This is a genomic window from Streptomyces sp. NPDC006923 (assembly GCF_040635655.1).
Taxonomy (GTDB): Bacteria; Actinomycetota; Actinomycetes; order Streptomycetales; family Streptomycetaceae; genus Streptomyces.
The window spans coordinates 429,385-452,813 of record NZ_JBEYIF010000001.1; the positions used below are offsets into that span (position 1 = coordinate 429,385).

The window sequence follows — 23,429 nt, forward strand, 5'->3', positions numbered from 1 at the left end:
GAGCCTACGAAGGATGCGGACATGACGAGACAAAAAATCGTCGGCGTCGAAAGCGATGGACTGCCTGTCGATCTTGAGACCCTCACCGACACCGTGACCACCGCACTCGCGATCACGCTCAACATGCCGGATCGTCCGCAGATCGACAAGGTGACCCGGGCCCTGATCGGACACCTGGGGCTGCTCCTCGGCGAAGACCTCGGCTTCGACGAGGACCGCACGGCCCGTGGGCTCTACCGGAGCTCTTACCAGCTATTGGAATCGAGCCGACGGCCCACCCCGGACACGCCGCACTTTGGTGCCTTCCAGTACATGAGGGATGTCGGCGTCCTCACAAAGAGGCTGGCTGCCCTGTACCGCGAGCGCCACGAGAAAGGGGGTCAAGCCGGAGGAACGGAGAGTGAGTGACGGAGTCCTGGCGCTCGCCGCCGGGGTCCGCCTCGGGCAGCACCGACCGGACAGGGGCCAACTGGTCAGGAACTCCTTCACCCGCTCGATCACTTCGCGCTGCCAGGTCTGCGACTGCGGGCGGAGGTATGCCCGCCCGCCGGATCACGCCGCCCCGTAGAACAGCTCCTCCACCACCGCGCGCGCCCTGCGCGTCGTCCGGCGGTAGTCGTCGATCATGTCGCCGATGTGGCCGGGGTCGTATCCGAGATAGCGGCCCATCGCGCCCAGCTCACGGGCGTCCGACGGGAAGGTGTCGGCCTGCCTGCCCCGGACCAGCATCACACCGTTGCGCACCCGGCTCGCGAGGACCCAGGCGTCGTCCAGGATCTGCGCGTTCTCGGCCGAGAGCAGGCCCGCCGCGTTGGCCGCCGCGAGGGCTTCGCGGGTGCTGGTGGTGCGCAGTCCCGGCTCCGCCCAGCCGTGCCGGAGCTGAAGGAGCTGTACGGTCCACTCGACGTCCGAGAGACCGCCCCGGCCCAGCTTGGTGTGGAGCGTCGGGTCGGCGCCGCGCGGCAGCCGCTCCGACTCCATCCGCGCCTTGAGGCGGCGGATCTCCCGCACCGCGTCCTCCCCCAGCCCCTCCGCCGGGTAGCGCAGCGGATCGATCAGTTCGATGAAGCGGCGGCCGAGATCCGCGTCACCCGCCATGGGCTCGGCCCGCAGCAGCGCCTGGCTCTCCCAGACCAGCGACCAGCGCCGGTAGTACGCCTCGTAGGAGGCGAGCGTACGTACCATCGGGCCGCTCTTGCCCTCCGGCCGCAGGTCCGCGTCGATCAGCAAGGGCGGCTCGGAGGAGGGCACTTGCAGCAGTCGCCGCATCTCGGCGACCACCTCGTTCGCGGCGCGCGCCGCCTCGTGTTCGTCGACGCCCTCGCGCGGCTCGTGCACGAAGAGCACATCCGCGTCGGAGCCGTAGCTCAGCTCGTGGCCGCCGAAGCGCCCCATGCCGATGACCGCGAACCGGGTCGGCAGCGTGTCGCCCCACTGCTCGCGCACGACGGCGCGGAGCGCGCCGGCCAGCGTCGCCGCGTTCAGATCGGTGACGGCGTTCCCGACCCGGTCGACCAGCGCGCCGTGGTCCTGCTCGGCCGGACTGTCCTCCGTGCCGTAGGAGCCGATGATGTCCTCGGCCGTCGTACGGAACAGCTCCCGTCTGCGCACCCCGCGCGCCGAGGCGACCGCGCCCTCCGCCGTCTCCGCGCGGCCGACCGCGGCGAGCACCTCCTGCTCCAGCGCGACCCGGCCGCGCGGTGTCAGCCCGTGCGGATCCCCCAGGATCGAGACCGCCTCGGGCGCGCGCAGCAGCAGGTCGGGCGCGAGCCGCCCGGCCGACAACACCCTCGCCAGATTCTCCGCCGCGGCCCCCTCGTCCCGCAGCAGCCGCAGATACCAGGGGGTCTTGCCGAGCGCGTCCGACACCCGGCGGAAGTTGAGCAGCCCGGCGTCCGGATCGGCCGAGTCCGCGAACCAGCCGAGCAGCACCGGCAGCAGCGTCCGCTGGATCGCCGCCTTGCGGCTCACCCCCGACGACAGCGCCTCCAGGTGCCGCAGCGCCGCCACCGGGTCGGCGTAGCCGAGCGCTTCGAGGCGCTGCCCCGCCGCCCTGGTGCTGAGCCGGATCTCGCCGGGCGCGAGCTGGGCGACGGAGTTCAGCAGCGGCCGGTAGAAGAGCTTCTCGTGCAGCCGCCGCACCACGGCGGTGTGGCGTTTCCACGCCTTGGTCAGTTCGGCCACGGGGTCGTTGCGCAGCCCGAGCGAGCGGCCGAGGCGGCGCAGATCGTCCTCGTCCTCCGGTACGAGGTGTGTGCGCCGCAGCCGGTGGAGCTGGAGACGGTGTTCCATCGCGCGCAGGAAGCGGTACGACTCGTCGAGCTGCGCCGCGTCCGCCCTTCCCACGTAGCCGCCCGCCGCCAGCGCCTCCAGCGCCACGAGTGTCGAACCGCTGTGCAGGGACGCGTCGCTGCGGCCGTGGACCAACTGGAGGAGCTGTACGGCGAACTCGACGTCCCGCAGGCCGCCGGGCCCGAGCTTCAGCTCACGCTCAACCTGTCCGGCCGGGATGTTGTCGATGACTCTGCGGCGCATCTTCTGGACGTCGGACACGAAGTGTTCGCGTTCTGCGGCCTGCCACACGAGCGGCGACACGGCGTCGATGTACTCCGCGCCGAGCGCCGGGTCACCGGCCACCACCCTGGCCTTGAGCAGCGCCTGGAACTCCCAGGTCTTGGCCCAGCGCTGGTAGTAGGCGAGATGGCTGCTCAGGGTCCGTACGAGCGGCCCGTTGCGGCCCTCGGGCCGCAGGTTGGCGTCGACGGGCCAGATGGCTCCCTCGCTGTTGGACTCGGAGCAGATCCGCATGAGATGGGAGGCGAGACGGGTCGCGGCCTGGACTGCCTTTCCCTCGTCGGCGCCCTCCTCCGCGGTCTCGGGGGTCGCGCCGACGAAGATCACGTCGACGTCCGAGACGTAGTTCAGCTCATGGCCGCCGCACTTGCCCATCGCGATGACCGCGAGCCGGCAGGCGGCGGCGTCCTCGGGCGCGGCGGCCTTGGCGATCGCCAGGGCGGCGCGCAGCGTCGCGGTCGCGAGATCGGCGAGTTCGGCGGCGGTCTCGGCGACATCGGTCGTGCCGCAGACGTCCCTGGCCGCTATGGCCAGCAGACAGCGGCGGTAGGCGATCCGCAGCGTGACGGGGTCGTTGGCCCCGGCGAGACCGCTCTCGAACTCCTCGACGCCGGGATGCAGGTCCGCCAGCTCATAGGTGACCAGCACACGCCAATCCTCGGGGTGCCTGGCGAGATGGTCGGCGAGCGCCTCGGACGCGCCGAGGACACCGAGCAGCCGGTCCCGCAGCGGCTTCGCCGTGACCAGCGTGTCCAGCAGCATCCTGCGCTCCTCGGGCGGCGCCGCCTCGGCGAGGCGGACGAGCCCGCGCAGTGCCAGATCGGGATCGGCGGTCGCACCGAGCGCGTCAAGCAGCAGCGGATCGGACCGTACGGCGCACATCTCGGGAAGGTCGAGCAGCCGCTCGGCGGCGGAGGGATCGGTGAAACCGTGCCGCAGCAGGCGGATGAACGTACTGCTCCTGCGTCCCGGCAGCGTCATGGTGCCGTCTCCTGTCCGCGTCCCCGTCCGACCAAAGCCCAGAGATCGAGCGTATCCCCAGGACGAGGCACGGGACCGGCCGCGTCCCCGCACAGATCATGGCGTCGCGCATCTTGGGGGAAGGCGGACCGGCCAGGACGTTCCGGTCCGATCAGGCTTGTCCGTGCCGCACCGATCCGGGCGGCGTCCGCATGACCCACATGTACCCGGCCAGACCGAGTGATCCGCGCACCATGGCATCGGCCCACACGGGAAAGATGCCGTCCCAGGCGTTCCGCCCCGAACTCCGGAGGAGGAGCCGGCTCAGAGCGGCTGCCACCACGACCGCGCTGCCGCTCGATCTCGCCCACAGGACCGCCGGCGACCCGGCCCTTCACGGTAGGGCCGGTCATCTGCCCGTCATCGCCGAACGGTCGGCGGTCCACACCGGCTGAGTGCTGTCCCGCCCGTTCAGCGCCGGCCGACCCAGCCGCGCTCCCGGGCCAGCAGCGCGATCTGGAAGCGGGTCCGGGCGCCCAGCGCGTCCGCCGTGCCACTGATGTGTTTCTGAATGGTCCGCCGGCTGAGCCCGAGCGCGCGGGCGATCGCGTCGTCGGTCAGGCCCGCGGCCATGAGGTCCAGGATTTCCCGCGCGCGCCCGCTCAGCTCGCCCTCCCCGCGTCCACCGTCCTGGGGCCCTTCGGCCGTGCCGGCCATGGACACCGGGGTGGCCCGTTCCCACACGCTTTCGAACAGTGCCGTCAGCGCGTCCAGCAGCGGCGAGGCGTGGACGATGACGGAGCCCGCCGCGGGGTCCGCCTTGCTCAGCGGGATCATCCCCGCGGTGTCGTCGAACACCACGAGTTTCATGGGGAGTCCGGGCAGCAGCCGGAGCAGGCCGCCCCGGGCCGTGCCCCGCAGGGCGGTCCTGAGGGACACCGCGTCCGTGAATCCGTCGCTGTCGTACACGGACCGGAGCCGTACGCCTTCCGGCGGCTGGGGATCGGGATCCGGCACCGGTCGCGGGTCCGCGCCCGGCTCCGTGCCCGCACGGACCGGCGACGGAGACCGCCGAAGATACGGGGGCTTGGCCAGATGCAGCACCTCACGCTTGCTGGAGGCCAGCAACTGCGCGTAACGCGCCGCCACTTGGTCCGGGCTCTCGACGACCTCGAACAGGTCGGAAGTGACCCGCCGGGACGGCACCGAACGGTACGCCTCCTGAAGCCGCTCCATGTACAGCTCGGTCCTGGCCAGTTCCTGCCGCCGCCGGGCCAGCAGCGCTCCGAGCGTCGAGCGCGGCGGGCCCGCGGCCCAGCGGGACGGCCGGATACCGGTCCGCACCACCAGGTGTTCGCTCTCCAGCGCGCGCAGCGCCTCGCCGATCTCCTCCGCCGGGTACTCCACGGCGGACGCTATCTCGTCCTCGGTCAGTACCGGACGGCCGATGAGATGCTCCAGGATCCGGCCGGTGAGCGGAGCCAGACCGACCGCTCCCCATGCCGCGTCGGATGACGAATCCACGACGTCTCCCCCCTGGTGAACGTGGGGCTGATGGTACGTAAACCGACAGCCGTCGACAGTGATCTCCAGCGTCGGGGAAGCGTAACCGCGGCCTGTTACAGCCGATCGACGCTGTGTCCGGGAGGCGCCCGCCCGCCCCTTCGGAGCGGCTGGTGCCGCACCGCCCGAGCGCGGCCCGCCGGGCGCTTCTCATCTGCGCAGGTGCGCGGACCCACCCTCCTCCGGGCCTTGCCCGGAGCCCCGCGCGGCGGCGAGGGTGAGCCCGAGCCGCAGCGCAATGACGCGCCACTTCCCCTGGTCAACTCACCGTGAGCCGAAGCCACTTCGGCTTGTAGGAGGCCCCTGTGCCACGACTCGACACCCGGATGTCCAGACAGAGACGCGTCTCCGTCGCGATCGCGCTCGCCGGCGCCGCCGCCATGGCCGTTCCGGCGCTGCCCGCCCAGGCGGCCGGCCCCGAACAGCCGCCCGCCATCGAGGTCGTACCGGGCACGGACACCCGGACCCCCGCGCTCGTCGAGGGGATCGCGGAGCCCGCCGAGGCGTCCGCCGACGCCGACGACGCCGCCCGTGAACATCTTGTGAACCGCCGGGACCGGTACGCCATCCCGCGCCCGGAACAGGATCTGAGCACCGCCGAGGTGGCCGAGGAGAGCGGTGGTCAGGAGACCGTCCGCTTCCAGCAGCGCCACCGCGGTGTCGAGGTCCTCGGCGGCCAGTACGTCGTCCGTATGGAGCGGAAGAACGGCAGGCGCACGGTCACCGGTACGTCCGGCAAGTACTTCACGGACCTCACGGTCGGCACGACGCCCGGCGTCTCCGCGAAGACCGCCGTCAGCCGCGCCGTCGAGGCCGTCAAGCGCGGCTCCTCGGCCACGCTGACCAAGGGCACCGCGGTCCGCAGGACCGGCGCGGCGAAGGCCGCGAGCACCCTCCAGGGCGTGGACAGGGGCCTGGTCGTCCTCGCGCGCGGCGCCGGTGTGCTCACCCGCCATGTGCGGGTCACCGGGACCAACCCGACGACCGGCGAGCCCCTGATGCAGGAGGTGTACGTCGACGCCACGTCGGGCTTCCCCGTCCTCCAGTACAGCGGCCTTCGCACCTTCGCCGCGCAGGGTGTCGTCCCGGCCGAGAAGGCCGGCCGGGCCACCAGGAGCGCGGCGGCCGGGAGCGGCGCCGCCGCGCCGGGCGATGTCACCGGCTCCGGCAGGATAGTCAACGGCCGGGAGGTGGCGCTGGGCCTGCGGCAGGACGCCTCGACCGGCCGCTATGTGATGACGGACTACAGCCGGATGAGCGCCACCTCCAAGGCGGCCATCTCGACCTGGGACGCGTCAAACGTCGATGTCACCGAGGCGTCCGGTGTCTGGCCCGAGGGCATCTCGCTCTTCTCGTCGCCCACGCCCGCCTTCGGGGCGGACGCGACGGAGGCCGGCTCGGTCGACGCGCACTGGGCCGCGGGCCAGGTGTACGACTACTACCGCCGGCAGCACGGCCGGGACAGCCTGGACGGCCGGGGCGGGCCCATCGACTCCCTGGTCGGCGTGACGGAGTACGGCAGCCCGTTCGTGAACGCCTTCTGGGACGGCCAGAAGATGGTGTACGGCAGCGGCGACGCGCAGTACCGGCCCATGGCGGCCGACACGGACGTCGTCGGTCACGAGATGACGCACGGTGTCGTCGAGAACTCCGCCGCGCTGGTCTACGCCGGCCAGTCGGGCGCGATGAACGAGGCGCTGGCCGACTACTTCGGCAACGCCATCGACGTCACCGCCTCGGGCGTGCCGATGTCGGACCCGGACGCCGGTCTGCTCGGTGAGGACCTGTGCCGTACCGCCTCGCCGCGCGACTGCGCGCTGCGCGACCTCAACGACGGCGCCACCACGTCCAAGAACTTCCTCGGTCTGTCGTTCCAGATCGACAGCGGCGCCGTGCACCTGAACTCCACCATCTTCGGCGGCGCTCTCTGGGACATCCGTGAGGACCTGGGCGGCAAGCTCGCCGACACGATCGTCTACCGTGCGCTCACCTCGTACATGACGCCGCTGGACGGCTTCACCGAGGGGCGCGCCGCCGTCATCGCGGCCGCCAAGGACCTCGACGTCAAGAGCGCGCAGCTCAAGACCGTGAAGAAGTCCTTCGACGCCCATGGCATCGTGCCGGGCTGGGAGAAGGCGCTCGGCATGGACACCGACACGCTGCTCGGCAAGCTGAACATCAGCGGCACGGGCGCCGACGCCGACGCCGGCTGGTGGACCACGTCCAAGTCGAACGACGACGGCTCCGCGCCGTACACGGTCTTCGCCGGCCGCACCGACGGCAAGGGCGCGCCCCAGCAGATCAGTGACAACAACGGGTACTACAACGTCTATCCGGTCACGGACGGCAAGCGGGTCGTCTGGGCCGCCTACGGACCGATGGGCGTCAGCATCATGTCGCGCCCGATCAGCGGTGGCGTCCCGAAGACACTCTTCACCTCCTACTACTACGACATCCAGAATCTCCGCGTCTCCGGTGACACGGTGGCGTTCGAACTGCTCGACGACTACGGCATCTGGCATGTGAACTACCTCCGGGACGGCGACAAGCTCCCGAAGGCCGTCGACGCGGACCCGGACTCCCACTGGATCACCGACTCCCGGCTGCCCACGCTCAAGAACGGCAAGCTCGCCTACGCCCGGTCCTACGCGGACGACAGCGGACGGACCACCATCGGTGTCGAGCTGCTCGATGTGAAGACCGGCAAGGTGACCCGGGTCGGCGAGGCCGGCGCCCCGTACAGCATCGGCCAGCCCGTCCTCACTCCGAAGTCCGTCTACTGGATCATTGACGAGACCGCCTACGACGACAATCACACGGCGGTCCGCAGGGCCGACCTGTTGGGCAAGAACGTCGTGGACGTCCTTCCGGAGTCCGCCGCGGACGCGGTCTGGGCGATGGACATGACCGCTTCGGACGACACCCTCACGCTCACCACCCTTCTGCCCGACACGGCTTACCGCAACGAGACCTCGCCGAAGCTCCAGCAGTACGGCCTCGACGGCGAGCCGCTGGGCCGGGTCTCCTGCAACCGCGGCCTGCAGATGTTCGCCGCCTCGGACACCGGGAGGCGGGTGGTGTGGATCGACGGCACCACCAGTGACACCGACCTGGTGACCCGCGCCCGGCCGGCCGGCCGCTGCGGCTGACACCACAGGACCGGCACACACGACCGACACCCCTGACCGAGCCGTCCTCCGCCATCTCCCCTGTGGCGGAGGGCGGCTCGCCCCGTCGCGTCTCGGCCCGCCGGGCTCGGCCCGGTGCCGGGAACGGCCGGGCTGTACGGAGTTCAGCGGCGCGGGCCCGGTCCGGGAGCCGTCCGTGCGGACAGGCTTGGCGGCGGCGTCGGGCGCGGCGCCCCGAGTAGGCTGAATCGGCGGGGGCTTCCGGCATCGACGGCCCTTCCGGAGGCGAGGTGGGGTCATTGCGGCGGGCTCTGACAGCGAAGGGTGAGGCCACCCGGGCGCGTATCGTCGCCGGCGCCGCCGAGGTGCTGCGGGAGAGAGGCGTCGCCACGGCGACGCTGGACGACATCTGCCTGCGGACCGGTACGAGCAAGGGCCAGCTCTTCCACTACTTCCCCGGCGGCAGGGAGGACCTGCTGCTCGCCGCCGCGCGGTACGAGGCGGACCGGGTGCTGGACGACCAGCAGCCGCACCTGGGGGCGCTCGACTCCTGGGACGCCTGGTACCGGTGGCGTGACGTCGTCGTCGAGAGGTACACGGCACAGGGCGAAACATGCCCGCTGGGCTCGCTCTTCTCGCACGTCGGACGCTCCACGCCCGGGGCCCGTGCGATCGTCATCCAGCTCATGCGGGAGTGGCAGGAGTATCTCGCCACCGGGATCCGGTCGTTGCGGCGCCAGGGTCATCTGCCCGCGTCGCTCGATGTCGACGAGGCCGCCGCCGCGCTGCTCGCCGGCATCCAGGGCGGGGTGTCGATCATGCTTTCCACCGGAGAGCCCACCCATCTCAAGGCCGCCCTCGACTGGGGCCTCAAGCAGCTTCGGGCGACCGGCCGGCCCCAGGCGGACTGACCGCCGCGCCGGTCGGCGGAGGGCTCACCGCGGCCCGCATAGCAGATCGCACCCAAAACACTTAAGCGGTCACTTGACTATGTGTGGTGGCGCAGCATACTTAAGTACATGCTTGACCATGAAGAGTGGCTGGATCTGGCGTTCCGAGCGCTGGGCGATCCGACCCGGCGCGCGCTGGTCGAGCGACTCGTCCGCGGGCCGGCCTCGGTGAGTGAACTGGCCGCGCCGCTGACGATGTCGCTCGCCGCCGTCGTCCAGCATCTCCAGGTGCTGGAGACCGCCGGGATCATCCGGTCGGAGAAGGTCGGCCGGGTCCGCACCTGCCGCATCGAACCCGAGGCCCTGCGGGCCGGCGAAGCCTGGCTCGGGCGACAGCGCACCACATGGGAGAGCAGGCTCGACCGGCTCGGCGACCTCCTCGCCGAGTCCGACCCGCCCGAAGGGAGCACACCATGACCGTCACACACACAACGTTCACTCTGGAACGCACCTATGCCGCGGCGCCGCCGCGCGTGTTCGCCGCCTGGTCGGATCCGGACACGAAGGGCCGCTGGTTCGCGACCGGGCACACCCACCGGCTCGATTTCCGACCCGGCGGGCAGGAGGTGACCCGCGGCCGGGCACCGGACGGCAAGGAGATGGCGTTCACCTCCGTCTACCACGACATCGTCCCGGACGAGCGGATCGTCTACTCCTCGACTCTGACCGGCGACGACGAGCTGGCCACCGTATCGACGACCACGGTCGAGTTCAGCGCCGACGGTGAGGGCACACGCCTGATCCTCACCGAACAGAGCACCTTCCTCGAAGACAGGGAGCTGCCGGACTGGCGGGAGCAGGGCACCAGCGACTGGCTGGCCAAGCTGGGCAAAGAACTGGCGTCCTGAGGCGGTCGGCCAGGAGCGACAAAGACTCGGCCGGCCGCGACAGCAGGGCCTCCCGGCGTTCGGCGAGTGAGACTCCGACACCTTCCGCATCGCCAGGAGGCCCGGCCCTCACGCTCGACGGCCGGTAATCTCGACGGCCGGCATCGGCCTGCATCGGCCGGCATCTCGACGCCCGAGCATCTCGCCGGCCGCCATGAGCACCGCTGCTCACGCCGAGCGCGGCTGGAGCAGCCCCGCGACCAGCAGCTCGACCATGCGGCGCGGGTCATAACGGGGATCGTTGTCCCCGCCGATGCAGAGGTTCCCCACGCCCCGCATGAGTTCGTAGGCGTCCGTGCCGGAGCGGATTTCACCGGCGGCGACCGCGGCATCGAGCAACTGGGCGCACACGGGCACAAGGCGGTCGAGGAAGTAGGTGTGCAGTGTGTCGAAGCCCGCGTTGTCGGACTGCATCACGGCGGCGAGTCCGTGCTTGGTGACCAGGAAATCGACGAAGAGGCTGATCCATCGCCCGAGTGCCGCGTGTGGAGTCGCGCCGGCCGCCAGCAGGTCCGGCCCGGCCTCCGCGCACGCCTCCACCTGGTGCCGGTAGACGGCGATGATGAGATCCGCCCGCGTCGGGAAGTGGCGGTAGATCGTGCCCATCCCCACGCCGGCCTTGGCCGCGATGTCGCGTACCGGCGCCTCCACGCCCGATGTGACGAAGACCGCGGCGGCCGCGTCGAGCAGCGTCTCCTTGTTGCGCCGGGCGTCCGCACGCTTGGACCGGGCCGGCTGCCCCGCGCCCTCGTCGCTGTCGTCGCTGTCGTTCATCGCGCCACTCCTTCCACTGCCGGCCTAGCCAAACGGAACAACGTTCCGTATCTTTAACGGAACAACGTTCCGTTTGCTCATGATGTCAGAGCACGGGCCCGGCAACCAAGCCTCGCACTGTCGTCACGCGACGCCACCATGCTTCATCCGCGATGGAGGAACACACTCATGCAGTACCGCACCTTGGGCCGCACCGGTGCCCAGGTCAGCTCTCTCGCGCTCGGCGCGATGAACTTCGGCAGGATCGGGCGCACCACCCAGGAAGAGGCCACCGCCATCGTCGACGCCGCTCTTGAGGGCGGGATCAATGTCATCGACACCGCCGACATGTACGGCGACGGCGAGTCGGAAGAGATGGTCGGCAAAGCCATCGCCGGCCGCCGCGACGACATTGTGCTCGCCACAAAGGCGACCATGCCGATGGGCGAGGAGCGCAACCACCGGGGCAGTTCGCGCCGCTGGCTGGTCACCGCGCTGGACAACAGCCTGCGCCGTCTCGGTGTCGACCACATCGATCTCTACCAGATCCACCGGTGGGACCCGAGCACCAGCGACGAGGAGACGCTGTCGGCGCTGACCGATCTTCAACGCGCTGGAAAAATCCGCTACTTCGGCTCCTCGACCTTCCCCGCGTACCGCCTTGTGCAGGCACAGTGGGCCGCCCGCGAACATCACCTGAGCCGTTATGTCACCGAGCAGCCCAGCTATTCGATCCTGCAGCGCGGTATCGAGACCCATGTACTGCCGGTAGCCGAGGAGTACGGGCTGGGCGTGCTGGCCTGGAGCCCGCTGGCCTCGGGCTGGCTGTCGGGCGCGATCCGCGCGGGCCGGGAGATCACCACCAGCCGTTCCACCTTTATGCCGGAGCGCTTCGACACCGCCGTCCCCGCCAACCGGGCCAGGCTCGACGCCGTCGAGCGGCTGGCCGGAGTCGCCGACGAGGCCGGCCTGACGATGATCCAGCTCGCGCTCGGATTTGTGACCGCGCATCCCGCCGTGACCGGCGCGATCATCGGGCCGCGCACGCCGGACCACCTGCGCTCGCAACTCGCCGCCGCCGACACCGTGCTGTCGGCCGATGTACTGGACGCGATCGACGCGATCGTCGCCCCCGGCACCGACCTCGCCGCACACGAGAAGCACGACACTCCGCCCGCGCTGCTGGACCCGTCACTGCGGCGCCGCTGAGCGCGTCGGCCGGCCGCCGGAACCACGGGGATGGAGCGGGGCCACACTTTCTGGACTTGCCGGTCTATTTTTTCCGGTGCACTGTGGACGCGAGGCACGGCCCCGCCGAACAGAAGGCATCCCACCTGCGGGAACCCCCTTCGGGCCCATGCCGTGGAGCACCGCGGCGCGTGGTGCCCCGAGGGAAGGAAGAAGCAGATGGATCTACAGCTCGCGGGCAAGAGGGCCCTGGTCACGGGATCGAGCAGCGGTCTCGGTGAAGAAATCGCCAGACTGCTGGCGGCCGAGGGCGCCGCCGTCGTTGTGCACGGACGAGACGAGGCGAGGACCACCGCGGTGGCCAAGTCCATCCGTGAGGCAGGCGGCGAGGCAGGCGTCGCGACCGGTGATCTCGGCACGGACGAGGGCGCCGACAAGGTCGCCGCCGAGGCGCTCGGGGCCGGTCCCCTCGACATTCTGGTGAACAACGCCGGCGTCTACCAACCCACGGCGACGTGGGACAGCACCTCGCCCGGTGAATGGGCCGACATCTACAACATCAATGTTGTCTCCAGCGTCCGGATGATTCAGCGCGTCGTCCCCGGAATGCGCGATCGGGGCTGGGGCCGGGTGATCCAGATCAGCAGCGTCACGGGCCATCTGCCGCAGCCGAGCCAGCCGCACTACGCGGCCTCCAACGCCGCCCGGAACAACCTGGCCATCTCTCTCGCGCGTGATCTGAAGCATTCCGGAGTGACATCGAACGCGGTGGCGGCGGGCGGCATTCTCGTCCCCGCGGTACGGGAGTCCCTGACGCATATGGGCAAGCAGAACGGCTGGGGCGACACCTGGGAGCAGATCGAGCCCAACCTGGTCGAAGCGCTCTCACCCAACGACGTCGGACGCATCGGCCGGCCGCGCGACTTCGCCGGCCTTGTCGCCTATCTGGCCGGCCCCAGGTCGGAATACATCACGGGTACCACTGTGCGGATCGACGGCGGTTGGTACGACGCGTGAGCCGGAGTCGGGGGTCGCGTGACTCAGGGCTCCCGTGGCCCCTTGGCCCCTTGGCCCCGTAACGGGGACGCGACGCGCTCAGAAACGAGGCTGGACATCGAGGTCGCCCAGAAGGTCACGGACGCGCCGTTGGATCTCGTCGCGGATGGGGCGTACGGCGTCGACGCCCTGGCCTGCTGGGTCATCGAGCTTCCAGTCCAGGTACATCTTCCCCGGGAAGACGGGGCAGGTGTCGCCGCAGCCCATGGTGATCACCACGTCGGACGCTCGTACCGCTTCCGCGGTCAGGACCTTCGGCGTCTCGGTGGACAGGTCGATGCCGACCTCCGCCATCGCCTCGACGGCGGCCGGGTTCACGGCGTCGGCCGGCACGGACCCGGCGGAGCGGACCTCGACCCGGCCCCCGGAGAGGTGGGTGAGGAAGGCGGCGGCCATCTGCGAGCGGCCGGCGTTGTGGACACACACGAACAGCACGGAGGGCTTGGACTCAGACACGGATGGAACCTTCCGGGGAGACGGGCGGGTCGGCCGTCGGTGCGGGCTGAGGAAAGAATCGGCGGGCGGCCAGGGCGACATGGACCAGGCCGATCAGGACCGGTACCTCGATGAGCGGGCCGACGACCCCGGCAAGGGCTTGGCCGGAGGTGGCGCCGAAGGTGGCGATGGCGACCGCGATGGCGAGTTCGAAGTTGTTGCCCGCGGCGGTGAACGCGAGCGTCGTCGTCTTCGGGTAGTCCAGTCCGACCGCACGGCCGGCGGCCATCGACCCGGCCCACATCACGGCGAAGTACACCAGCAGGGGCAGCGCGATCCGGGCGACGTCGAGGGGCTTGGAGGTGATGGCGTCGCCTTGGAGGGCGAAGAGCACGACGATGGTGAACAGCAGCCCGTACAGGGCGAACGGTCCGATGCGCGGGATCAGCTTCGTCTCGTACCAGGTGCGGCCCCGGGCCTTCTCGCCCAGGCGGCGGGTGAGGAACCCGGCCAGCAGCGGGATGCCGAGGAAGATCAGCACGGAGCGGGCGATCTCCCCCACCGAGACGTTCAGCGCGGTCTGTTCCAGACCGAGCCAGCCGGGCAGCACCGACAGGTAGAACCAGCCGAGCCCGGCGAAGGCAAGCACCTGGAAGACGGAGTTCAGGGCGACGAGGACGGCGGCGGCTTCGCGGTCGCCGCAGGCGAGGTCGTTCCAGATGATCACCATGGCGATGCAGCGGGCGAGACCGACGATGATCAGGCCGGTGCGGTACTCGGGCAGGTCCGGCAGAAAGACCCAGGCAAGGGCGAACATCAGGGCGGGTCCGACGATCCAGTTGAGGACCAGAGACGGAATCAGCAGGCCGCGGTCGCGGGTGACGGTGTCCAGACGGTCGTAGCGGACCTTGGCGAGGACCGGGTACATCATCACGAGCAGGCCGAGCGCGATCGGCAGCGAGACGCCGGTGACGGTCACCTTCGCCAGCGCGTCCCCGAGCGACGGCACGAGACGGCCCAGCCCGAGGCCGGCGGCCATCGCGATCAGAATCCACACGGCGAGGAAGCGGTCCAGGAACGACAGCCGCCCGGCAACCGGCGCCGAGGCCACCGCGGTGGCGGCTTCCGGGCTCACGAGGTGGCTCCGACAGGTGTGGTCCCGGCCAGTGGTTGTCCGGCGGGGCGGGTGAGAATGGCGGCGAGACGATCGGTCATCTGCGGAAGCAAGCGGTAGTACACCCACGTTCCGCGCCGCTCGGAGTCGATGAGTCCGGCCTGCTTCAGCAGCTTCAGGTGGTGGGAGATGGTCGGCTGCGACAGCTCGAAGGCCGGGGTGAGGTCGCAGACGCAAACCTCCCCGCCCGCCCGGGAAGCGATCATCGACAGCAGTCGCAGCCGCACCGGATCGCCCAGCGCCTTGAACACCTTCGCCAGATCGACGGCCTGGTCCTCGTCCAGTGGGGCAGTCAGCAACGTGGGACAGCACCCGCCGACACCGTCTTGGCCGAGCACCACACGCTCTTGTTTCGACATGCTTCTATGTTGACATTCTTCGATCCACGACACAAGCTTGCATCGACAGACGTCAATGCAACGTGATGGGGAGAACCGTCATGTCCCGTGTTCAGCTCGCGCTCCATGTCGCCGACCTCGAAGCCTCGGTGACCTTCTACTCCAAGCTGTTCGGCGTCGAGCCCGCCAAGCGGCGCCCCGGCTACGTCAACTTCGCGGTCACCGAGCCGCCACTCAAGCTCGTCCTCATCGAGGGCGAGCCCGGTCAGGACACCCGTCTGGACCACCTCGGCGTCGAAGTCGACTCCACAGAGACGGTCAATGCCGCCACCGACCGACTCAAGGGGGCAGGGCTCGCGACGTTCGAGGAGAACGACACCGCCTGCTGCTACGCCCTTCAGGACAAGGTGTGGGTCCACGGCCCCGGCCGCGAACCCTGGGAGGTCTACGTCGTCAAGGCCGACGCCGACCAGATGGGCAAGAGCCCCGCGCTCGACGGCGGCGACGCCTGCTCCACCAGCGCTCCGGCGGAATCGGGCGAGCCTGCGCCGGCGGCAGCAGCCTGCGGCTGCGGAAGCTGACCGGCTTCGTCCACACCCCTCACCCGCCGTTGTCTTCGGGCTCCTTCGGCCGTACTGTCCGTCCCGCAGCGGCGAGACGGTACAGGTAAGCCCGGTTCTTGCAGGCGTCCTTGCGGGCCGGCGGCCTTTGCGGCGGGCTCGGTTGCGGCGGGCTCGGTTGCCTTGGCCAGCACCAGTGGAACGGTCGCAACAACGACCAACCAGGCGGCGAACTCCAGAGTTGTTGCACAAACCCAGTGGTCCCGTAACTCAGTGGTTCCGCCGGGCACAAGGTGATTGTCTGCCCGCGTGACCACTGCGAACCGCGCGAACGACAGCGATACGAACAGCGGCGAGGGGCGCGAACTCCCCCACGACAACGCCCTGCTGGACCGCATCGACCGCTATCAGGACGCCCTCCACCGGCCGGACGCGCGGGCCGAGGACTTCGGACCGCTGACCCTCTTCGTCCGGGACGGCTCGGGCCCGCCGCTCCATGCCCGGCCGGCCCGTGGCCGTCCGGGCAGCCCGGTCACCGCCGCCGATGTCCGGCGGGTACGCGCCCGCCAGCGCGAGCTGTCCCTCCCAGAGACCTTCGAATGGGTCGCGCAGACCGCGCCCGGCCTGCGGAAGGCCGCCGAGGAGGCCGGTCTCCGGGTCGACGCGCGCCCGCTGCTGGTGCTTCCCGAGGACGCGCCGGTGCCGGTCGCGGCGGCTCGTACCGTACCGGCCGGGGTGACGGTCCGTAGGCTGACACCGGACGATCCCTGCCTCCCGAGCGCCGTCACCACCCCATGGCTGGCCTTCGCCGAACTGGGCACGCACATCGGTGAGACGGGCGCCGGTGCGCTGGCCGAGGCGATCCCCGCATACGCCGCCGAGATCACCAGGACGGCGGACCGTATCCGCGCGGGCCGGACAACGGTCGTCGCGGCGATCGAGGACGGACTCGCGCTCAGCTCGGGACTGTTCCCGAGGGCCGTCGGAGGCGTCACCGAGCTGTGCGCCATCGCCACACTCCCGGCCGCCCGGCGCCGGGGCCTGGCGCTCGCGGTCACCGCGGCCCTGGCCACCGAGGCACGCGGCCTCGGCGTGGAGACGGTGTTCCTGTGCGCGACGGACGAGACGGTGGCGCGGATCTACGCCCGGCTGGGCTTCCGCCGTACCGCCACATTCATGGAGGCGCGGCCGGAGGAGTGACCCTCGGCTTCGTGGAGCTTCTGAGGCCGGACCGGGCCGGTGCCTGGAGCGCGGGTCGCGGAAGCCTCGACCCGGTGGGTCGGGCTCAACAGCCGAGATCAATCTCGGCCCAGACCGTCTTGTTGGGCGCCGGACGGAGGGCGACTCCCCATCGATCGGCCAACGCCTCGACAAGTACCAACCCGCGTCCCGACTCGGCATCCAGACCAGCCCGCTGGTCAGTGCGCGGTGCCATATCCCCACGGGCGTCGGTTACCTCGATACGCAGGGTCTCGTTGGCCGAAAGCGCGAGTGCCAACCGGAAGTCCCTGCCCGACACACGCCCGTGCAGCACCGCGTTCGATTGCAGTACGGAATCATCCGGGCCCAAGCCATGACGCCCCAGGATTCCTTGACCTTCATCGAGAAATTGCTGGGAGAAGCATGACGATCGAGTCCGCTGCCTGGGTCCGTCCCGAGCTGGAGTGGACCAAGAGCAGCTACAGCGGCAACGAACACGGCTCCGATTGTGTCGAGATGGCCGCCACTCCCGAAGCCATCCACGTACGGGATTCAAAGAAGACAGACCTCAGTCCGCTCACCTTCCCTGCCAACGCGTGGACGCGCTTTGTCGCGTACACCACCGCTCACTGACCCGCCGGAACCACAGCACCACGCGACACCGTCCAGTGGGCCGACTCCCGACTCCCGGCCCCCGGCCGGGAGTCGGCTACCGCCCGTGTAATGACACGCGGCCACCGCGCGGTCCTGGGGCGATCCTCTCGCCTCGCCAGGACCGCACGGTGGCCGCCAATGACCGGGGATCGCGTATCAGTTGAACGCGCGCTTGTCGGCGTCCAGGCGGTGCGCGAGCCGCACGGTGATGAACTCGTTGTTGTCCGGCTTGCCCGGCGTACGGCCGTTGGAGAACGGGAAGTTGTTGTCGTTCATGACGGCCAGCGTCCGGTCGTCAAGCAGGACAACGTCCTCGATGGTGGTGAACGGGAAGCGGAAGGTCTTCCCGAAGCCGCCGAGCCCCTTCGGGTTCGCCACGTTCAGCAGATCGACCACCAGCGTCTTGTCCATGACACCGTCGTGGTCGCGGTCGCGGTTGTCGGCCAGGTAGATGCGCTTGAACGCGGCGGCATCGCCCTCACCGCCGTCACGCTCGATGATCAGGAAGCGGTGGCTGTCCACGGCGATGGCATCGCCGATGGCGTTCGAGGGCGAGTCGAGGCGGTAGACCCAGTGCTTGCCCGTGTAACGCCCCTTGCGGAGGTCGAAGTCGTTCAGGCGCAGGTCGCCGGGCTCGTCCCCGTCCACCGTGCCCTCAAGCAGCGGGTAGAGGTGACGACCGTCGACCGAGCGGGCCATGCCCTCGAAGCCCTTGCTGCTCGCCAGGTTGGGCTTGTCGCCGTTCAGATACGGATTCTCCGGCGCCCGCACGCCCTTGAGCGGGATCGGGGCCTGGAGGAGCTGTCCCTTCGACGAGAAGTGCAGCAGGAACGGGCCGAACTCCTCGCCCATCCAGTACGTGCCGTCGGAGGCCCGCACGATGGACTCGACGTCGAAGTCGGCGCCCGTCAGCACCCGGTCGGCCCGTGTGAGCGCGAACGGCACGCGGCGGTGCGGGTCGCTCAGGTTGAAACCGCCCAGCACCTTGACCTTTCCGCTCCGCGCGTCCGGCTTGATGTGGTGGACGCGGAGCAGGAAGTCGGCGCTGTTGGCCTTGTTGCCGTAGCCGTTGTCGGACAGCACGTCGAAGGTGCCGTCGTGCCTGTTGAGGATCCCGCTGAAGCCCTGCACGGGCTGACCGGCGAACGGTGCCGTGATCCCGTTGTTCGGTGCGGTTCCAAGAGCGGAACCGGACGGCGCGCTGCCGGGCACGAACGTCTCGGCCGGAAGCGACGCGAATCCGGTCAGCGTGGCCTGACCGAAGTCCGCGTGACCCCGGTCGGCCATCGCGGGAGCGGCGAGCCCAAGGGTCAGCGCGGCAGCGCTCAGCGTGATCAGAAGCTTCTTCATGCGGCGGACGGTAGAGGCGGCGCATGACGGACGTCCCAACAGGAGGCGACCCGAGTACGACCGGCGCACGGCCCCTCTCCCTCTCCCCCTCGGCCGGGCTCACGTCCGCCGGTCCGGCTGGACGCTCGGCGACGCTCCCGGTCTCCGGTGGCGCCGCAGCCTGTCGGCAGGATCGGGAGGAAGGGACAGCAGACAACTCCGGGCCGACGGTGTCCGACCGCCGGCCCGGAGCAGCACCTGAGTGCGGAAGCCGGGGCTACAGCACCGGCAGGTTCTTGCGGAGTTCGAAGGCCGTGACCTCGGAGCGGTACTCCTCCCACTCCTGCTTCTTGTTGCGCAGGAAGAAGTCGAAGACATGCTCGCCGAGCGTCTCGGCGACCAGTTCGCTCCGTTCCATCAGGGAGATCGCCTCGCCGAGGTTCTGCGGGAGGGGCTCGATGCCCATCGCGCGGCGTTCGGCGTCGGTGAGGGCCCAGACGTCGTCGTCGGCGCCCGCCGGGAGTTCGTAGCCCTCCTCGATGCCCTTGAGACCCGCGGCGAGCAGCACCGCGTACGTCAGGTAGGGGTTGGCACCGGAGTCGATGGAGCGGACCTCGACACGGGCGGAGCCGGTCTTGCCGGGCTTGTACATCGGGACGCGGATCAGCGCGGAGCGGTTGTTGTGGCCCCAGCAGATGTACGAGGGAGCCTCGCCGCCCGAGCCGGCGGTGCGGCTGGAGCCGCCCCAGATCCGCTTGTAGGAGTTGACCCACTGGTTGGTGACGGCCGAGATCTCAGCGGCGTGCTTGAGCAGACCGGCGATGAAGGAGCGGCCGACCTTGGAGAGTTGGTATTCCGCGCCCGACTCGTAGAAGGCGTTGCGGTCGCCCTCGAAGAGCGAGAGGTGGGTGTGCATGCCCGAGCCCGGGTACTCCGAGAACGGCTTGGGCATAAAGGTGGCCTGCACGCCCTGCTCCAGCGCCACCTGCTTCATGACCAGGCGGAAGGTCATGATGTTGTCCGCGGTGGAGAGCGCGTCCGCGTACCGCAGATCGATCTCCTGCTGGCCCGGCGCGCCCTCGTGGTGGCTGAACTCCACGGAGATTCCCATGGATTCCAGCATGGTGATCGCCTGGCGGCGGAAGTCCATGCCCACGTTCTGCGGCGTGTGGTCGAAGTAGCCGGAGCTGTCGGCGGGGGTGGGACGGGTGCCGTCGACCGGCTTGTCCTTCAGGAGGAAGAACTCGATCTCGGGATGGGTGTAGAAGGTGAAGCCCAGGTCCGAGGTCTTGGCGAGCATCCGCTTGAGCACATAGCGCGGGTCCGCGAAGGACGGCGAACCGTCGGGCATCAGGATGTCGCAGAACATCCGGGCCGTACCGGGAGCCTCGGCGCGCCAGGGCAGGATCTGGAAGGTACCCGGATCAGGCTTGGCGATCATGTCGGATTCGTAGACCCGCGCGAATCCCTCGATCGCGGAGCCGTCGAAGCCCATGCCCTCGTCGAAGGCCTGCTCCAGCTCGGCGGGCGCCACGGCGACCGACTTCAGGAAGCCAAGCACGTCGGTGAACCAGAGGCGCACGAAGCGGATGTCGCGCTCCTCAAGCGTACGGAGCACGAATTCCTGCTGCTTGTCCATATCTGCTGTCCTACCCATCCTTGCTGGTCAGGCCACCTGCTCCCATGCCGCGGGGCACCCTGGGCACACGAGCATCCCACCACACGATTTCCGGCGCGTTGCGAACCCTCGTCCAACGCTTCGCGTCGCGCGCGTGTACGAGTCCCTGCCCATAGTGCCTGTCCGTACGGTGCCCGTGTAACAGGTGACCGCGATCCTTGGTCCTGAGCCACGCGCGCGGAAGGCTTCCGTCCGTATATCGGCCGCTCCCGTCGGCGATCGGCCGGCGTGTCGGCCGTCCTGCCGGCCGCTCCCGGCCGGTCGTCCTCGCCGCTCGCGTCAGCCGTCGTAGCGGCGGACGTGGGTGTCCGACCAGCCCAGCGGGTACGGTTCCGCGTCGTCGTCCGGGACGGCCGGCGCGCCGCCCGCCTCGGTGAACGCGGTCAGCCCTCCGACCAGGGCCGCCCGCTGGACGGGGTCCAGCCGCTCGACGATCGCCGAGATCTCCCGGTGGCGTGCTGCCGAGACGTCCTCGACCATCCTCCGGCCGTCCGGTGTCAGTCTCAGCATCGTCTCGCGGCGGTTGTCCGGGTTGCTCTGCCGGGTCGCGAGGCCCGCGACGATCAGCCGGTCGAGCATGCGCATGGCGGTCGAGGGGTTGACGCCCAGCCGCTCGGCGACCTCCACCAGCTTGGCGTCGCCGTGGCGGGCGAGCACCGCCAGCAGCCGGAACTGCGGCAGGGTGACCCGGTCCGCCGCCGCCGCGAGCGAGCGGGCGGAGACCGTGACCAGCAGCCGGGCCGCGGTCAGCAGGGCATGGGTCACCGCGTCGACATCGTCCGTGCCGCCCTGTGCGGGCGCCGGAGCGTGGGTCGGTGGCGGGTCCGGATGATCGGCCATGCCTCTTTGTACCGTGCCGGCGACCGGTCCGTACCCCGTCCGTACCCGATGTGTGCCGGTGTGCCCGGCCGGTGCCCGGCGTATTCCCCGCCGGTGCCCGGTGTGTGCCCGGCCGGTGTTCGGTCCCGGGACGCGCGCCGACGGATCCCTACCAGGGCGGGGCCGGGACCGGCCCGCGCCGGTGTCCGGTTCGGATCGCACCAGCGCCCGGTTCGTGGCGTATTGCGGGCGGCCCGGGGGCCGGATCCGGCCGGGGAGGCGGCTCCTCCCTGCTGCCGGCGGGGGTGCGCCCACTACGATCTGCGCTCATGGGGAGACCGCGCCGCACAGGCATCATGTGTCCCATGGCACTGGTGAGTGCCGTGGCGACGCTGTTCGCCGCGCTCTTTGTCTGTCTGGGCCCCGACACCGGTACCGGAGAGGGCCACCACCAGGACGGTTCCCGCCTCGTCTCGGTCGCTCCCGCGCAGGCGGAGGCAGAGTTCAGTTGCCCGTACGACAACGGCGACTGCGGTCTCTTCCCGCATCTCGGCCCGGCCGTGCTGACCGTACCGCCGCCCGCTGCTCCGGCGGCCACCGATGTCCCGCTCCCGCACCTCGAACCGCCGTACCGCACCGGCCAGGTGCCCCGCTCCGGCGTGCTCATCCGCGCGCCGGACCTCCACGTCCTTCAAGTACTGCGGACGTAGCCGGGCCCGCACCCGCACCGGGTTCCCGAATCTCCTGTTTTCCGTGACGCGGTCATCCGCGTTCCGCAGTTATCGCAGAAGGACACACACCATGGCTTCCAAGTCCCAGTCGGCCGAGCGCAAGGCCCGAATAGAGCAGATGCGCCGCGCCGAGCAGGCCCGCGAGCGGCGCAACCGCATCATCACGATCACCATCAGCGCCGTGGTGGTCGCGGCCCTCGTCAGCTTCGGCGCCTTCGTCCTCAACAAGGAGTCCGACAAGAAGGAGCAGGAGCAGGCGGCGGCGAAGGCGCCCATAAAGGACGAGAAGTCCTGGGACGCCAAGAAGCTCAGCCGCAACCATGTCACCGAGGCGGTCAAGTACCCGATGAAGCCGCCGGTGGGCGGCGACCACAACCAGGTCTGGATGAACTGCGACGGTGACGTCTACAAGGACGCGATCCCCGAGGTGAACGCGGTTCACTCGCTGGAGCACGGCGCGGTCTGGGTCACGTACAACGACAAGGCCAGCGACGCCGATGTGAAGACCCTCGGCTCGAAGGTCGAGAAGACCCCGTATTCGCTGATGAGCCCGGTGAAGGACCAGTCCGGCGCGATCATGCTGAGCGCGTGGGGCAAGCAGGTCTCGGTGGACAGCGCCTCGGACCCGCGAGTGGACCAGTTCCTCACGAAGCACGTCCAGGGCCCCGGCACCCCTGAGCCGGGCGCGGCCTGCACGGGTGGAATGGGCGCGCAGTGACCGCCGTGACGCGTACCCAGTGGGCCGCGATCACCGCCGTCGTACTGGCGCTGCTCTTCGCCGGTACGGCGACGGTGGTGGGCGCCGGGCGTGACGACGGCCCGGCGGCGCCCCGCACCCCGGCGGCGGACTCCGTGGAGGCGGGCTTCGCCCGGGACATGGCGGTCCACCACCAGCAGGCGGTGGAGATGTCCTTCATCGTGCGGGACAGCACGGACGACGAGGATGTGCGCCGGCTGGCGTACGACATCGCCAACACGCAGGCCAATCAGCGCGGCATGCTGCTGGGCTGGCTGGACATGTGGGGGCTGCCGAAGGTCCAGGCGGACCAGGAGCCGATGGCCTGGATGCGGATGCCGATGGACATGGACATGGGGCCGGACGACGCCGGGATGGATCATGGTCAGGCCGGGCACCGGCCCCACGACGGCTCGCTGATGCCGGGCATGGCCACCAAGACGGAGCTGGAGCAGCTCCGCCGGGCCCGTGGCAAGCAGGCCGAGATCCTCTACCTCCAGTTGATGACCGACCACCACAAGGGCGGCGTCTCGATGGCGCAGGGCTGTGCCCGGATGTGCGCGGTCGGTACGGAGCGGAAGCTGGCCGAGGGCATGGTCGCGGCGCAGCAGTCGGAGCTCGGTCTGATGGCCGATCTGCTGAAGGAGCGGGGCGCGAAGCCGCGCGAGAGCTGACCGGGTGAGGCCGCCGGTTCGGGAGAACGGGCGGCCTCCACC

Annotated in this window: 23 protein-coding genes; 14 read left to right on the plus strand and 9 right to left on the minus strand. The window is 70.0% G+C overall.

What is annotated here, in order from left to right:
* Positions 1 to 21: 21 nt before the first annotated feature.
* Entirely contained in the window at positions 22 to 408 is a 387-nt protein-coding gene (locus tag ABZ707_RS01930; RefSeq protein ID WP_360166109.1) for a hypothetical protein, read from the plus strand.
* Between the two features lie 144 nt (positions 409 to 552).
* On the opposite strand, the gene ABZ707_RS01935 is transcribed toward ABZ707_RS01930, so the two are convergent.
* Entirely contained in the window at positions 553 to 3,555 is a 3,003-nt protein-coding gene (locus ABZ707_RS01935) for a bifunctional [glutamine synthetase] adenylyltransferase/[glutamine synthetase]-adenylyl-L-tyrosine phosphorylase (protein ID WP_360166112.1), read from the minus strand.
* 233 nt (positions 3,556 to 3,788) lie between these two features.
* Here ABZ707_RS01935 and ABZ707_RS01940 point away from each other — a divergent pair, with 233 nt between their 5' ends.
* A complete protein-coding gene (locus ABZ707_RS01940) occupies positions 3,789 to 3,989 on the plus strand; it encodes a hypothetical protein (RefSeq protein WP_360166115.1) in 201 nt (66 codons plus the stop codon).
* A gap of 16 nt (positions 3,990 to 4,005) precedes the next feature.
* Here the strand turns inward: ABZ707_RS01940 and ABZ707_RS01945 are convergent, their stop codons facing one another.
* The gene (locus ABZ707_RS01945; protein WP_360166118.1) at positions 4,006 to 5,058 is read right to left on the minus strand and encodes a LuxR C-terminal-related transcriptional regulator; all 1,053 of its coding nucleotides are present in this window, start codon (positions 5,056 to 5,058) and stop codon (positions 4,006 to 4,008) included.
* Between the two features lie 344 nt (positions 5,059 to 5,402).
* On the opposite strand from ABZ707_RS01945, the gene ABZ707_RS01950 reads away from it, so the two are divergent.
* The 4 genes from ABZ707_RS01950 to ABZ707_RS01965 all read left to right on the plus strand — a co-directional run bounded on the left by ABZ707_RS01950 (position 5,403) and on the right by ABZ707_RS01965 (position 10,023).
* Positions 5,403 to 8,246: a M4 family metallopeptidase gene (locus tag ABZ707_RS01950; protein WP_360166121.1), complete on the plus strand. Its 2,844-nt coding sequence runs from the start codon at positions 5,403 to 5,405 to the stop codon at positions 8,244 to 8,246.
* A gap of 278 nt (positions 8,247 to 8,524) precedes the next feature.
* Complete coding sequence (locus tag ABZ707_RS01955; protein WP_360166124.1) at positions 8,525 to 9,136, plus strand: TetR/AcrR family transcriptional regulator; 612 nt, start codon at positions 8,525 to 8,527, stop codon at positions 9,134 to 9,136.
* 108 nt (positions 9,137 to 9,244) lie between these two features.
* On the plus strand, positions 9,245 to 9,592 hold the full coding sequence (locus ABZ707_RS01960) for a metalloregulator ArsR/SmtB family transcription factor (protein WP_360166127.1): 348 nt from the start codon (positions 9,245 to 9,247) through the stop codon (positions 9,590 to 9,592).
* Positions 9,589 to 10,023 carry an SRPBCC family protein gene (locus ABZ707_RS01965; protein WP_360166130.1) on the plus strand — a complete coding sequence of 145 codons (435 nt, stop codon included), beginning with the start codon at positions 9,589 to 9,591 and terminating at the stop codon, positions 10,021 to 10,023. Before ABZ707_RS01960 ends, ABZ707_RS01965 begins: the two co-directional genes overlap by 4 nt.
* Positions 10,024 to 10,230: 207 nt before the next feature.
* Here the strand turns inward: ABZ707_RS01965 and ABZ707_RS01970 are convergent, their stop codons facing one another.
* Positions 10,231 to 10,836: a TetR/AcrR family transcriptional regulator gene (locus ABZ707_RS01970; RefSeq protein WP_360166133.1), complete on the minus strand. Its 606-nt coding sequence runs from the start codon at positions 10,834 to 10,836 to the stop codon at positions 10,231 to 10,233.
* Positions 10,837 to 11,004: 168 nt separating this feature from the next.
* Between ABZ707_RS01970 and ABZ707_RS01975 the strand changes: the two genes are divergently transcribed.
* Positions 11,005 to 12,024 (plus strand): aldo/keto reductase, encoded by a 1,020-nt coding sequence (locus ABZ707_RS01975; RefSeq protein ID WP_360166136.1) that lies wholly within the window; start codon positions 11,005 to 11,007, stop codon positions 12,022 to 12,024.
* 198 nt (positions 12,025 to 12,222) lie between these two features.
* Complete coding sequence (locus tag ABZ707_RS01980) at positions 12,223 to 13,020, plus strand: SDR family oxidoreductase (RefSeq protein ID WP_360166139.1); 798 nt, start codon at positions 12,223 to 12,225, stop codon at positions 13,018 to 13,020.
* Between the two features lie 78 nt (positions 13,021 to 13,098).
* On the opposite strand, the gene ABZ707_RS01985 is transcribed toward ABZ707_RS01980, so the two are convergent.
* From ABZ707_RS01985 to ABZ707_RS01995, 3 genes are read right to left on the minus strand one after another with little or no spacing between them, the layout of a single operon-like run.
* On the minus strand, positions 13,099 to 13,515 hold the full coding sequence (locus ABZ707_RS01985) for an arsenate reductase ArsC (RefSeq protein WP_360166142.1): 417 nt from the start codon (positions 13,513 to 13,515) through the stop codon (positions 13,099 to 13,101).
* The gene (gene arsB / locus ABZ707_RS01990; protein WP_360166145.1) at positions 13,508 to 14,629 is read right to left on the minus strand and encodes an ACR3 family arsenite efflux transporter; all 1,122 of its coding nucleotides are present in this window, start codon (positions 14,627 to 14,629) and stop codon (positions 13,508 to 13,510) included. Before arsB ends, ABZ707_RS01985 begins: the two co-directional genes overlap by 8 nt.
* Positions 14,626 to 15,027 carry a metalloregulator ArsR/SmtB family transcription factor gene (locus ABZ707_RS01995; protein ID WP_360166148.1) on the minus strand — a complete coding sequence of 134 codons (402 nt, stop codon included), beginning with the start codon at positions 15,025 to 15,027 and terminating at the stop codon, positions 14,626 to 14,628. Before ABZ707_RS01995 ends, arsB begins: the two co-directional genes overlap by 4 nt.
* Before the next feature lie 80 nt (positions 15,028 to 15,107).
* On the opposite strand from ABZ707_RS01995, the gene ABZ707_RS02000 reads away from it, so the two are divergent.
* The 3 genes from ABZ707_RS02000 (at position 15,108) to ABZ707_RS02010 (ending at position 17,399) form a co-directional block, all read left to right on the plus strand.
* Positions 15,108 to 15,587: an ArsI/CadI family heavy metal resistance metalloenzyme gene (locus ABZ707_RS02000; protein ID WP_360166151.1), complete on the plus strand. Its 480-nt coding sequence runs from the start codon at positions 15,108 to 15,110 to the stop codon at positions 15,585 to 15,587.
* Between the two features lie 288 nt (positions 15,588 to 15,875).
* Positions 15,876 to 16,766 (plus strand): GNAT family N-acetyltransferase, encoded by an 891-nt coding sequence (locus ABZ707_RS02005; RefSeq protein WP_360166154.1) that lies wholly within the window; start codon positions 15,876 to 15,878, stop codon positions 16,764 to 16,766.
* Positions 16,767 to 17,189: 423 nt separating this feature from the next.
* Complete coding sequence (locus ABZ707_RS02010) at positions 17,190 to 17,399, plus strand: DUF397 domain-containing protein (RefSeq protein ID WP_360166157.1); 210 nt, start codon at positions 17,190 to 17,192, stop codon at positions 17,397 to 17,399.
* Positions 17,400 to 17,576: 177 nt separating this feature from the next.
* On the opposite strand, the gene ABZ707_RS02015 is transcribed toward ABZ707_RS02010, so the two are convergent.
* The 3 genes from ABZ707_RS02015 to ABZ707_RS02025 all read right to left on the minus strand — a co-directional run bounded on the left by ABZ707_RS02015 (position 17,577) and on the right by ABZ707_RS02025 (position 21,267).
* Positions 17,577 to 18,770 carry an esterase-like activity of phytase family protein gene (locus ABZ707_RS02015; protein ID WP_360166160.1) on the minus strand — a complete coding sequence of 398 codons (1,194 nt, stop codon included), beginning with the start codon at positions 18,768 to 18,770 and terminating at the stop codon, positions 17,577 to 17,579.
* A gap of 256 nt (positions 18,771 to 19,026) precedes the next feature.
* On the minus strand, positions 19,027 to 20,388 hold the full coding sequence (locus tag ABZ707_RS02020; RefSeq protein WP_319678576.1) for a glutamine synthetase family protein: 1,362 nt from the start codon (positions 20,386 to 20,388) through the stop codon (positions 19,027 to 19,029).
* A gap of 318 nt (positions 20,389 to 20,706) precedes the next feature.
* Positions 20,707 to 21,267 (minus strand): MarR family transcriptional regulator, encoded by a 561-nt coding sequence (locus tag ABZ707_RS02025; protein ID WP_360166164.1) that lies wholly within the window; start codon positions 21,265 to 21,267, stop codon positions 20,707 to 20,709.
* A gap of 344 nt (positions 21,268 to 21,611) precedes the next feature.
* On the opposite strand from ABZ707_RS02025, the gene ABZ707_RS02030 reads away from it, so the two are divergent.
* The 3 genes from ABZ707_RS02030 (at position 21,612) to ABZ707_RS02040 (ending at position 23,387) form a co-directional block, all read left to right on the plus strand.
* Positions 21,612 to 21,956, plus strand: coding sequence for a hypothetical protein (locus ABZ707_RS02030; protein WP_360166167.1), 345 nt, complete (start codon positions 21,612 to 21,614; stop codon positions 21,954 to 21,956).
* A 91-nt stretch (positions 21,957 to 22,047) separates the two neighbouring features.
* Complete coding sequence (locus ABZ707_RS02035; RefSeq protein WP_360166170.1) at positions 22,048 to 22,695, plus strand: DUF3105 domain-containing protein; 648 nt, start codon at positions 22,048 to 22,050, stop codon at positions 22,693 to 22,695.
* Between the two features lie 5 nt (positions 22,696 to 22,700).
* The gene (locus tag ABZ707_RS02040) at positions 22,701 to 23,387 is read left to right on the plus strand and encodes a DUF305 domain-containing protein (protein ID WP_360166173.1); all 687 of its coding nucleotides are present in this window, start codon (positions 22,701 to 22,703) and stop codon (positions 23,385 to 23,387) included.
* The last annotated feature ends 42 nt before the right edge of the window (positions 23,388 to 23,429 follow it).

Bases quoted from the DNA above. Each gene is read 5' to 3' on its own strand.
- ABZ707_RS02000 (WP_360166151.1), top strand. From the start codon at position 15,108: ATGTCCCGTGTTCAGCTCGCGCTCCATGTCGCCGACCTCGAAGCCTCG.
- ABZ707_RS01995 (WP_360166148.1), bottom strand. From the start codon at position 15,027: ATGTCGAAACAAGAGCGTGTGGTGCTCGGCCAAGACGGTGTCGGCGGG.
- ABZ707_RS01975 (WP_360166136.1), top strand. From the start codon at position 11,005: ATGCAGTACCGCACCTTGGGCCGCACCGGTGCCCAGGTCAGCTCTCTC.
- ABZ707_RS01980 (WP_360166139.1), top strand. From the start codon at position 12,223: ATGGATCTACAGCTCGCGGGCAAGAGGGCCCTGGTCACGGGATCGAGC.
- ABZ707_RS01970 (WP_360166133.1), bottom strand. From the start codon at position 10,836: ATGAACGACAGCGACGACAGCGACGAGGGCGCGGGGCAGCCGGCCCGG.
- ABZ707_RS02020 (WP_319678576.1), bottom strand. From the start codon at position 20,388: ATGGACAAGCAGCAGGAATTCGTGCTCCGTACGCTTGAGGAGCGCGAC.
- ABZ707_RS02030 (WP_360166167.1), top strand. From the start codon at position 21,612: ATGGCACTGGTGAGTGCCGTGGCGACGCTGTTCGCCGCGCTCTTTGTC.
- ABZ707_RS02025 (WP_360166164.1), bottom strand. From the start codon at position 21,267: ATGGCCGATCATCCGGACCCGCCACCGACCCACGCTCCGGCGCCCGCA.
- ABZ707_RS01960 (WP_360166127.1), top strand. From the start codon at position 9,245: ATGCTTGACCATGAAGAGTGGCTGGATCTGGCGTTCCGAGCGCTGGGC.
- ABZ707_RS01940 (WP_360166115.1), top strand. From the start codon at position 3,789: ATGGCATCGGCCCACACGGGAAAGATGCCGTCCCAGGCGTTCCGCCCC.
- ABZ707_RS01965 (WP_360166130.1), top strand. From the start codon at position 9,589: ATGACCGTCACACACACAACGTTCACTCTGGAACGCACCTATGCCGCG.
- ABZ707_RS01930 (WP_360166109.1), top strand. From the start codon at position 22: ATGACGAGACAAAAAATCGTCGGCGTCGAAAGCGATGGACTGCCTGTC.
- ABZ707_RS01935 (WP_360166112.1), bottom strand. From the start codon at position 3,555: ATGACGCTGCCGGGACGCAGGAGCAGTACGTTCATCCGCCTGCTGCGG.
- ABZ707_RS02035 (WP_360166170.1), top strand. From the start codon at position 22,048: ATGGCTTCCAAGTCCCAGTCGGCCGAGCGCAAGGCCCGAATAGAGCAG.
- ABZ707_RS02010 (WP_360166157.1), top strand. From the start codon at position 17,190: ATGACGATCGAGTCCGCTGCCTGGGTCCGTCCCGAGCTGGAGTGGACC.
- ABZ707_RS02015 (WP_360166160.1), bottom strand. From the start codon at position 18,770: ATGAAGAAGCTTCTGATCACGCTGAGCGCTGCCGCGCTGACCCTTGGG.